Origin of the sequence: Yinghuangia sp. YIM S10712 (assembly GCF_051388935.1) — a bacterium.
Classification (GTDB): domain Bacteria; phylum Actinomycetota; class Actinomycetes; order Streptomycetales; family Streptomycetaceae; genus Yinghuangia.
The window spans coordinates 44191-54943 of record NZ_JBPKBI010000014.1 but is presented as its reverse complement, the minus strand read 5'-3'; the positions used below and the strand labels follow the sequence as shown (position 1 = coordinate 54943).

General features: G+C 71.4%; 8 protein-coding genes. 6 read left to right on the top strand and 2 right to left on the bottom strand.

Annotated elements, in window-relative coordinates:
- Positions 1 to 28 precede the first annotated feature (28 nt).
- A complete protein-coding gene (locus ACRX5W_RS24480) occupies positions 29 to 2893 on the bottom strand; it encodes a VWD domain-containing protein (protein WP_436790440.1) in 2865 nt (954 codons plus the stop codon).
- Positions 2894 to 3125: 232 nt separating this feature from the next.
- Here ACRX5W_RS24480 and ACRX5W_RS24475 point away from each other — a divergent pair, with 232 nt between their 5' ends.
- The 5 genes from ACRX5W_RS24475 (at position 3126) to ACRX5W_RS24455 (ending at position 7916) form a co-directional block, all read left to right on the top strand.
- Entirely contained in the window at positions 3126 to 3869 is a 744-nt protein-coding gene (locus tag ACRX5W_RS24475; RefSeq protein WP_436790439.1) for a response regulator transcription factor, read from the top strand.
- An 8-nt stretch (positions 3870 to 3877) separates the two neighbouring features.
- Positions 3878 to 4852, top strand: a complete 975-nt coding sequence (locus ACRX5W_RS24470; RefSeq protein ID WP_436790438.1) for a sensor histidine kinase — start codon at positions 3878 to 3880, stop codon at positions 4850 to 4852.
- 135 nt (positions 4853 to 4987) lie between these two features.
- Positions 4988 to 5560 carry a DUF3060 domain-containing protein gene (locus ACRX5W_RS24465; protein ID WP_436790437.1) on the top strand — a complete coding sequence of 191 codons (573 nt, stop codon included), beginning with the start codon at positions 4988 to 4990 and terminating at the stop codon, positions 5558 to 5560.
- Positions 5561 to 5697: 137 nt separating this feature from the next.
- Entirely contained in the window at positions 5698 to 6528 is an 831-nt protein-coding gene (locus ACRX5W_RS24460) for a TIGR04222 domain-containing membrane protein (RefSeq protein ID WP_436790436.1), read from the top strand.
- 533 nt (positions 6529 to 7061) lie between these two features.
- A complete protein-coding gene (locus ACRX5W_RS24455; protein WP_436790435.1) occupies positions 7062 to 7916 on the top strand; it encodes a PaaI family thioesterase in 855 nt (284 codons plus the stop codon).
- A 134-nt stretch (positions 7917 to 8050) separates the two neighbouring features.
- On the opposite strand, the gene ACRX5W_RS24450 is transcribed toward ACRX5W_RS24455, so the two are convergent.
- The gene (locus tag ACRX5W_RS24450; RefSeq protein WP_436790434.1) at positions 8051 to 9061 is read right to left on the bottom strand and encodes a LacI family DNA-binding transcriptional regulator; all 1011 of its coding nucleotides are present in this window, start codon (positions 9059 to 9061) and stop codon (positions 8051 to 8053) included.
- Between the two features lie 137 nt (positions 9062 to 9198).
- On the opposite strand from ACRX5W_RS24450, the gene ACRX5W_RS24445 reads away from it, so the two are divergent.
- On the top strand, positions 9199 to 10680 hold the full coding sequence (locus tag ACRX5W_RS24445) for a sulfatase-like hydrolase/transferase (RefSeq protein ID WP_436790433.1): 1482 nt from the start codon (positions 9199 to 9201) through the stop codon (positions 10678 to 10680).
- The last annotated feature ends 73 nt before the right edge of the window (positions 10681 to 10753 follow it).

Below are 10753 nucleotides of genomic sequence, written 5' to 3'. Positions count from 1 at the left end.
CCCCCCCCCCCGCGATCGACCGGATGTCTCACTCCGTCAGGCTGAACCCGTACCTGCCGCTTGCCGCCTGGTCCTGCTTGTCGATCAGGACGATGTACGTCGCGGCCTCAGGCAGGGTCACGGTGCCCAGGTCCTGGCACACCGACACCGCCGGGAGAACGTTGCCGGTGTTGCCGTAGACGTCGACGGACCATTTCCACAGCGACCACCGCAGTGAGCAGTCGGTGTCACCGGCTTTCCGCAGGTGCACGGTCCGACCGGCTTCGCCGGTGAAACCGAGCTGGTGGGCCCAGTCCCCGGTGGGGAGGTATCCGGCACACTCATCGCGTGGGAAGCCGCCGAGACTCACGGTGTCCCCGACCTTGATGTCGATCAGGCGGGTGTTTTGGCCGTCACCGCCTTGCACACACGCCGCGGGCACCGGAACGTCCCCGGCCTGTGAACCCGCCGCGATGTCGCGGAACTTCTGCTGCGCCGCGACCGAGGCGGCGAACTCGGAGCGGCCGGTCAACGCCACGTCGAGGATGCAGGACTCCAGCAGTTGCGGGTCGGTGACGCCCGCGGCCCGGCACGCCTTCTCCGCCTGCGACCGTGCCTCGGCCGGAATGTGGACCGGACCCTTGGGGAAGGTACGGTCGGTGAAGGTCGCCGTGCTCTGCCCGGGTTCGTAGTCGAACAGCGACGCCTCCTGCGTGACGCGCCAGTGGTCGGCGAAGGCCCCGTGGATGTCGGCGTGCGGGGCGGCCGGTGGCAGGAGGCGCCCGTCGCCCGCGTCCAGGTCGTTGGTGCGGTCGCCGTCGAAGTTGCCCAGCAGGCCCGTGAGTTGGCCTTGGCGCGTGGGGGAGAGGGCCATGTCGACCTTCAGCCCGTACGAGGCGATCGGTGTGGCGAACAGCTGGCTGCCGTCCGGCCAGGTCAGGGAGTAGGACGCCGCCGGTCCGTCGCCGGTGCGGGCCAGGGTGCCGCCCTTCGGCAGCCTGGTCTCCCCGGCCGACGGCGTGACGTCGGCCCCGTTCAGGTGCACTTCGACGCCGTCGGGCTTCAGGTGGAAGCCCACCCGGTCGCCCGCGACGTCCGCGGCGACCGCGGAGTTGACCGATACGTCGGCGAAGCCTTCGAGCGGGACCTGGCGCGTTTGCACAAGCATTGTGTCGTCGGTCGCGTCGACCAGGGTGAACTCGCCGACGGACATGAGGTCGTAAAAGACCCCGTCGAAGGTGGTCATGTGCGGGTCGCCGTTGCTCGAAGCGGTGCACGCGCCCTTGCACTTCGGGGTGTGCGTGGTCGCGGGCGGCACCGGCTGCGGCTTGGGTGGGCCGCAGAAGTCGTCGATGCTCTGCCCGGTCACGTTCACCACCGTGTCACGCTCGCCGCCGGTGCTCGCCAAAAACGCCGGGCCGGGATCGATGACCTGGAACTTCGTGCCGTAGCCGGGAGTGTCCGGCGGGCACACGCACTTGGCGTACCCGAGCGTGCAGAACGGCATCCCGATGCCGGCCGACAAGGGGAAGTCCCCGGTGATCCCGGGACCGAACCGGCCGAACACCGGGTTCGGGGAGCCCGATTCGAGCTTGACGATGTCGGCCACGAGGTCGAGTTGCGTCAGCCCGGGGTCGAAGGGCCCGCTCCTGGCCGGGTACGGCCTCTTGTCGTTGGCGATGGTGTGTGTGTTGGCGGGGAGGTAGGAGTCCTGGGTGATGCCGACGCCCGCGGTTTCCCACGCTGCGTTGCGGATGCCCTCACGCAGGAAGCTCGACGCCCAGCCTTCCAGGAACTCGGTGCTCTGGCCGCCGAGTGCGGCGCGGAAGGCGACCTCGTGGCGCTGCGCGTCGTTCGCCGAGGCCGCGTCGACGACGGTGCGCCGGATCGCCTGCCAGACGTCGATGCCGCGGTACTCCGCCTCCCACCAGAATCCGACGGCCTCGTACGACTGGCGGTTCAGCGCGTGCTTGGCGCGGGTCAGGTAGTTGCTCCAGCTCTCCGGCTGGTCGAAATGCCCGGTGACCTTACCGGAGAGCCAGTTGCTCCAGCCCTCGGCGACCCAGGCGGGGATCCTGCCGTACCCGTGTGCGCTTTCGGCGACGAGCATCTGTGCGCAGTGGCCGAGTTCGTGGACGAGAACCTCGTCACGCACGCGGGCGGTCTCCCGGCGCAGCGACGGGTACGTGGTGACCTGGCACTGCAGCCCCGAGGGGGAGACGCTGCCCCAGGCGTCGGCGGCGGCGACACCCGAGTCGTCGCCGTTCTCGTCCGTCGAGTTGTCCTGGGTGGACGGTACGGCGGAGACACATGCGCTGATGCGGGGCGTTGAGGTGAGCCCGACATTCGGCCCGATACCGCTCCACCACCGCAGCAGTTCCTGTTCCAGCGCCGCGTTGTGCGGTTTGCCCGGCGGGCACGTGAGGTCGTCCGGACCCGCCATCGGTCCGTAGCGCACGCTTTTGCCCGCACCCCCGGCCGGCACCGTGGACTCCGGGGCATCCGGCTCGTCCCGGTCGTCCGGCTCATCCGGCTCCGGCCGCCCCGGCAGCCGGTCGCGCCCGATCGCCCGGGAGACCGCTGCCCGTTGCTCGGGCGTGATCTCCGACCACCGGTCCGAGACCCAGCGCAGCGCCGCCGAGCCGGAGCGCAGCCCCGCGCGGCTGCCGGATACCGGCGCCACGTCCGGCAGCGGTCCGTACGCCGTGGCGAACGCCGCGAGAGCCATCTCCTTGGTCACTTCCCCGTGGGGCCCGCTCATGTCCATGACGTTGTCCCACGCGGTGGGCGCGGGCTTCTTCAATTCCTCCAGCTTCTCCTTGATCAGCGAACAGGCGCCGAGCGGCAGCAGCAACACCACCGCCAACAGCGCCGTACGGACCCCCGCGTGGACGTGTGTCCCCGACCTGGCCATGCGGCCCCCTGTGTGCGTGACGGCCGACCGATCTCCCCTGATCGGCCCGGTGCCTCCACGCTAGGAATCGCCCGTCGCAGCGCCGGCGCAGCGGTGTACCAGGCTCACGACATCGCTGGAACGGCCGTACCACCGTGTCGCGTCCGGGAGAATCGGCAGGGCCACGGCCACGCACGGTGTGTGCCGACGCCGTTGCGCTTCGACCGTTCCCCACCGCCCAGGAGGCCGCACGATGGCGGAACTTCCCGGCCTTGCGCAGGCCGATCGGCCGCTCGTCGTGCTCGCTGACGACGACACGGCGATCACGTCCCAACTCGCCCCGCTGCTGGAGCGGTCCGGGTTCGACGTCCTGACCGTGCACGACGGGGCGGCGGCCCTGACGGCGGCCACGGCCCTGCCCGCGCCCGACTTGATGGTGCTGGACGTCCTGATGCCCCACCTGGACGGCCGGGAGGTCCTGCGCAGGATCCGGCAGGCCGGCGTCTGGCTGCCGGTGCTGCTGCTGACCCAGGTCGGGGAGTCGTCCGAGCGCGCCATGGCGCTGGAGGAAGGCGCGGACGACTACCTCAACAAGCCGTTCGATCCGTACGAACTGACCGCGCGGCTGCGGGCGTTGAACCGTCGCGCGCGGCGCGGGCTGCCCCCGCTGGCCAGTGCCCGGGTCCTGCGCGCCGGGCCGCTGCGCCTCGACCGCGCTGCGCGGCGCGCCTGGGTCGCCGGCCGCGAGGTCGTCCTCACCCCCAAGGCCGCCGCACTGCTGGACTACCTGGTCACGCACCCCGACGAACTGCTGTCCCGGGAAAGGCTCATGGAGGTCGTGTGGGGCTGGGACTCCGCCAGTACGACCCGGGCGGTGGACAACCGCGTCGCCGAGATCCGGCGGGGCCTCGGCGACGGCCCGGGCATGCCGCAGTGGATCGAGACGGTCACCGGCGAGGGATACCGGTTCGTGCCGCGCGTCGAGGCGGAACGGTGAACCAGGCCATGGGACTTCGCCGGACGTCCGCGCGCAACGGCGGACGCCACGACGTGGGCGGCCCGCCGCAGGAGGTGCGGAGGCGCGGGACGGCACGGCGCGGCGCGGTCGCCACCGCGTCGATCGTGGTCTGGGGAGCGGCACTTGCGGTGGTGGCGGTGGTCGGCGACGGCGTGCGCTTCTACATTCGCTTCGCTCCCGTCGCCGGTGTCGCCGCGCTCGGCGTCGTCGCCGCCGCGTCGGCGGGCGGCGTTCTGTGGGTGCGTCGCCGGACCGCGCTGGCTGCCGCCTCCGCGACGGCCGCCGCCGCGGAGGAGCACCGCCGGTTCCTGCGCCGGCTCGACCACGAGCTGAAGAACCCGCTGACGGCCATGCGCCTCGGCCTGACGAATGTCGCCGCGGCAGGAGCCCCTGCCGCCGCCCAGGACCCGCTGCGGAGCGTCACCGAACAGGTGGCCAGGCTCACGCGCATCACCGGCGGCCTGCGCAAGCTCGTTGACATCGAATCCCAGCCCCTGTCGCGCGGTCCCGTCGACGTCGGGCTGCTCCTGGAGGAGGCCGCCGCGACCGCACGCGAGCTCCCCGGCGGAACGGAGCGTCACGTCGACGTCTCGGTCCCCCGCGTCCCGTGGCCGCTGCCGACACCGAGCGGCGACGCGAGCCTCCTGGAACTCGCGCTGGAGAACCTGGTCACCAACGCCGTCAAGTACAGCGGCCCCGGGGCGCGGATCGAGTTGCGCGCGTTCGAGGAGGACGACCATGTGGTGGTCGAGGTGGCCGACACCGGCCAGGGCATTCCCGACGATGAACTCCCTTACGTATGGGGAGAGCTGGTACGCGGCCGCGATGCCCTGGCCACACCCGGCAGCGGGCTCGGGCTCGCCTTGGTGCACGCGGTCGTCCAACGGCACGGCGGGCGCTGCGACATGCGGAGCCTCCCGGCCGCCGGCACCGTCGTACGGCTGCGTCTGCCCATCGGCTGACCGCGCCGTACGCGGTTCGTCGCCGGCATGTCGCCGGACTGGTGAACGACTGCGGCACGGGTGCGACACGGGGGTCCTAGCGTGAACGACGAGGCCGAAACCAGGCCTCCTCGACACGGGGATCAGGGGAATCACGTGAAGCTCGCAAAGTATCGCACCGTGCTGCCGCCCGCCGTCGTCGCCTGCGCGCTCGTCCTGGGCGCCACCGCCTGCGACGTGGGAATGGAGAAGGACTCCGAGAAGTCCGGCGCCACGCCTTCGGCAACCGCCGCGCCCGGCACGAAGACGCCGACGTCGGCGGGCACGTCGTCCGGTGCCACGCCGACCGGCCCGACAGCCTCCCGCGATCCGAACCAGGTCTCCGCGAGTGCACCCGCAACCGGCACGACTCGCCCGCCTTCGAGCGCGCCGGCGACCACCACCGCCACCGGGCGGGACGACCTGGTCGTCAGTGCCGACAGCACCCCGCCGAGCACCGACTGCACCGGCCGCGACGTCCGCGTCACCGGCGAAGGCATCACGATCACGCTCACCGGCACCTGCCGCAACCTCACCATCGAAGGCGACGGGAACAGCGTGGAGACCGGCTGGTTCGACACCGTCACCGTGACGGGCTCCGACAACCTGCTCCTGTACGGGGTGAAGCCCGACGGCACCAAGCCGGCCATCACCGACAACGGCGCCGGGAACCGCATCCTGAAGCGGTAGCAGAGGACAACCGGCGAACTCGCGAATGGGCACCGTCGTCGACCCGTCTTCAGGTGCCCGGCCGGGGCCCACTGTGGGCTGGAGCGCCTACGTCCCGGCCTTCCACCCGCGTGGCGGAAATCGACGGAGGGGCAACCATGCTACCAACAGCCGTCATCCTATTGGCACTTCAAGTGGTCCTGGTGCTCACAGCGCTCCTGATGTCCCGGCGCGTGCACGGCGGACGGACGCCCCAGCGCGCACCCGCGCGCGAACGCGACCTGTACGAAGTCGCGCTTCTCGGAGGCGGCAGGGGCCGCGTCATCGAGGTGGCGCTGCTGCGGATGAACCAGCACGGCCGCATCGGCATCGCGCCGACCGGCTGCGTCGCCATTCCGCGCGGCACCCCGGCCGCCGACGACATCGAGAAGGCGATCTTGTCGACGGCCGACGGATCCGCCGGCCGCAATCGTCCGCCCACGGTCAGTACGCTCCGTTTCTGGTCGAAGCTGGACCCCGCCGTCACGCGCGTCGAGGACCGGCTGGCCGCCGAGGGGCTGGTGACCCGGAAAGGTCCGATCCGGACGACGAAGGTCACGGCCTGGACGGCGCTGATCCTGTCCGTCGTCCAAGTTGCGGTCGGCATGGCCGCGTTCTCGTCCGAAGTCGCGTTCGCGGTACTCGTCGGCAGCCTCGTACTGACTGTTCCGGTGCTGGTCAGGGCGCACTTGATCCGGCTGCGCACCCGTGCGGGCGAATCCGAGTTGCAGCGCCTCCGGGCTGCCGATCCGTGGTCGGTGTATCAGGAGACCGCACTGGTCGGTGCGGTCGCGCTGCACGGCATCGAGGCGATCGGCTCGCCGACGCTGCGCGGGGCGATGCGGCACGTCCGCAGCAAGCCCGAGGCCGGCTTCTGGTCGCGCGTGGACTTCGGTGGGGCCTTCTCGGACGGTGGCGGGGGCGGCAGTTCGTGCAGCGGGAGCGGCTGACCACCCGAGCACGACGGTCGGTTGCACGGTGGCAGGACGACGAAGCGCCACCTCGCTTCGCGACAGGTCGCCGAGCCGTCGCCCCCGCCCGCGTTACCTCGTGGTGCCACGGTCGTGCGGTCGCGGCTCGGCATGCCTCGGGCGCGGGGGCGCGGCGCGTGCGTCGAACGACCCCCTGTCCGGGGCCGCCGCCGCGGTAGCGGTATCTCCGTGCGTCGGCCGGTAGGCGGGCAAAGTACCTGCGGTCCTCCCGGATCGCCGAGTGCCAGGCTTCGGGCGTCCTCGGCGCTGCGGTGCAGAGCGCCTTCGTCGGGTCGGAGGCTCGGGAGTCGGTGGCACACCGGCAGAGCAGCCCCGGTGGTGGCGTAGATCACCGGGTCACTGCCGCCGCGAGATATGAGAATGGTAATCTCAATAGCGAGAAGCATACTTTCGGGGAAGGATGGATGCGGCTCGGCAGCACTCGTTGCCGGCAGTTCCACCCCGGACAACCGGGACGCCCGAGCGCCCGCCTTGCTCTGGGAGGGAACGCCATGACCGCGCAGTTCGACCTGGCCGCGCTGCCCCACATACCCGTCGGCAAGCCCGAACTCCTTTTCGGGGTACGGATGGTCGAAGACCCCCGCGACCACCACTGGCACGGCACGATGCCCTCCGGCTTGTGGACGCGCGGCCTCGACGGAACCCCGAGCAGCGCGGCGCTGGGCGTCCTCGTCGACGACACGTTGGGCGTCGCCGGCGCGGCCCACCAGCCCGAGGGGCGCTTCGCGGTCACGACCGAGCTTTCCGTCGACTACGTCGCACCGCCGCCCTGCGACGGCAGCGTGATCACCAGCGAGAGCGAGGTCGTCTCCGCCCACGGCCGCGGGGCCCTGGTGACGGGAACCGCCCGGGACGCCGTCGGCCGAACGCTCGCGGTCATGTCCCTGCGCAGCCGATACATCCCCCTTCTCCCCGAGGTCGCCGCCGGCGCCTGGGCCCAGCCGGAGCCGTCCCCCGGCGACCCGGCCGACGCGGACGCGTCGCGCCACGATTCCCTGCTCTCGGTGCTGGGCGCGACCCTGTACGCCGACGACGAGCACGTACGCGTACGCGTCCCCCCGAACATCCGGCTCACCAACGGAAGCGGCGTGCTGCACGGCGGCATCGCCCTGGCCGCCTCCCAGCTCGCGGCCTCGTACCGGTTGCCCGCGCACGAGGGGATGGCGATCGCCTCCACCCGCATCGCGTACCTGCGTCAACTGGAGATCACCGGCGACATCGACTTCGTCGCCCGAGTGGTGCACGGCGGACGCACCTTCCGCGTCATCGAGGTGACAGCGCACGGCCCCGGCGGCCAACCCTGCACCCTGGCCACCGTCACCGGCTACACCACCCAGGCCCGCTGACCGAAGGGCACGCCCCGTCGTCCGCGCCCACACCGGCCCACGCCCTGCCGTGGACCGCGAGCGCCGGCGCCCGGAGACTTCGCCCGGGGCCGGCCCGCACGGACCCGGCTCGCGGCCGCTCGGAGCGTCGGCCGTTACGCGGATTCCCGGACGATCAACTGCGCCGCGACCGCCTTGACCGCCGCCGCGTCGAGGGCGTGACCGTCGAGCAGCCGTCGGATCGACGTCGCGACCACGCGTGCCAGCGCGGGTACGTCGAAGTGGACGGTGGTCAGCGCCGGTCGCAGAATCGCCCCCAGCGGCTGATTGCCCGACCCGACCACGGCGACGTCTTCGGGGACGCCGACGCGGATCCGACGCAGAGTTTCGATGAGGGCCAGGGCGAATTCGTCGTTGAAGGCGTACACGGCCTCGGGGCGTCGGGCCGGGTCATGCCAGTGGGCGACGGCCGAGGCGACGCCGTCTTCGGTGAGTTCACAGTCGACACGCTCCGCGGAGGCGCCCGCGGCTCGCGCCACCTCCGCCACGGCCGCCCAGCGGCGTTCAGCCAGTGCCGCCCGGCCGCCTCCGGGAACAAGGCACGCCAGACGCCGGTGTCCGCGGTCGACCAGGTACTGTGCGGCGACACGGGCGACGGCGGCCTGGTCGAGCGGGATCGTCGGAGCGTACGGCACAGCCTGCACACTGCTCAGGAGCACGGCCTGGACGCCCGCCCGGTGCAGCAGCTCCACCGCCGGCCGTGTTCCCCGCGCTGCGTCGAGATAGACCGCGGCGGGCCGCAGCTCGGCCCACGACCTCGCGCCTTTCACGCCCGACGCGCCGCGATCGCCGTGGATGAGCAAGGCCAGGCCGAGCTTGTCCAGTTCCCGGTCCAGGTGCTCGATGAAGGTGTCCTGGCCCGGGAGGCTCAGCGACACGGGCATGGGCAGCAGCACGGTGTTGCTGCGCCCGGCGCGCAGGGCCCGCGCCGAGGCGTTGGGCGCGTACTGGAGCTCGCGTGCCGCGGCCAGGACTCGTCTGCGGGTCGGCTCGCTGATGGGGTGGTCGGTGCCGTTGAGCACGTGGGACACAGTCGCCCGCGACACCCCGGCACGCCGCGCCACATCGGCGCTGGTGGGCCGCGGTGGCGGCAGCACCGCACTCATATCCGATCCTCCGAGACCTTCCGGATCCGCGTAACACGTGTAACCATATACGCCGCGTCCAAGTTACACGTGTTACTGCGCTCGACAGGTGTCACTGCCCTGCCTCCACGCCCTGTCAGACAAGGAGTCCCCACACTGTGGAATCCCGCCCGAACTTCGTCGTCTTCATCCCGGACCAACTCCGTGCGGACGCCCTCGGAGCGTTCGGAAACCCGCATGTGCGCACCCCGAACCTGGATGCGCTCGCCGGGCGCGGAACCCGCTTCACCAACGCCTTCGTGCAGCACCCGGTCTGCTCACCCAGCCGCGCGTCGTTCCTGACCGGGTGGTACCCGCATACGGCGGGCCACCGCAGCCTCACGCACCTGCTCCAACCGCACGAGCCGAACCTGCTGCGGATCCTCAAGGACGCCGGCTACCACGTCACGTTCGCGGGCCGCCGCGGCGACACGTTCGCGCCCGGAGTGACCGAACTGAGCGCCCACGAGTACGGGTTCACCGAGCCGCCCACCGCCCGCATGCGAGGCCTGGGCAAGATCGACGCGACAACGTGGCCCGGCGGTGACGTATGGGCGCGGCTGTTCTACACCGGCAAGGTCGCCGATCCGAACGAAATCGACCTGGACGAGGCCACGATCCGCACCGCCGAGCACCGCCTCGCGTCACCGCCGCCGGAACCCTGGGTGCTGTTCGTCCCGATCTTCGCCCCGCACTGCCCGTTCCGGGTGCCCGAACCATGGTTCTCCATGTACGACCGCGACAGCCTGCCCGACCCGGTCCCCAGGGGCGACCGCGAACCGCGGTACGCCCCGGCCGTCCGCGACCGCAACGGACTCGACCGGGTCACCCCGCCGATGTGGCGCGAGGTGATCGCCACCTACTACGGCATGGTCTCGCGCATGGACCACCACCTCGGACGCGTCCTCGAAGCCGTCGACCGCACCGGCCAGGCCGACCGCACCGTGACGATGTTCTTCGCCGACCACGGCGAATACCTCGGCGACTTCGGCCTGATCGAGAAATGGCCCTCCGCGATGCACCCCTGCATCACCCGCGACCCGCTCGTCGTCGCCGGCCCCGGACTTCCCCAGGGCGAAGTCCGCGACGGCATGGTCGAACTCATCGACGTCCTGCCGACGGTCCTCGAACTCGCCGGCGTCCCCGCCCCACACCGGCACTTCGGACGCAGCCTGCTCCCCATGCTCCACGACCCGGACGCCGAGCACCGCGAATACGCCTTCACCGAGGGGGGATTCACGGTCGAGGAGGCGCCGCGGTTCGAGCAGGCGCCGTTCCCCTACGACCTGAAGTCCGCCCTCCAGCGCGAGCAACCCGAACTCGTCGGCAAAGCAGTCGCGGCGAGGAACCGGGAGTGGACGTACGTCTGGCGGCAGTATGAACCGCCGGAGCTGTACGACCGGGCCACCGACCCAGACGAGCGGCACAACGTCTCCGGTCGGCCGGAGCACGCCGCCGTCGAACAGCGCATGAACCAGGCGATCCTCTCCTGGATGGTCGACACCGCCGACACCATCCCCAACGCGACCGACCCCCGCATGCCCAGCGTCGACCTCCCCGCCCCACCACAAGCCCGCTCCGGCCTCGGTTCCGTGTCCTGAAACGCAGACGAGCGTTTGCCGACAATGCGGCACAGCTCTCGCTCCCGGACGACAGGGGCAAGAACCAACGTGC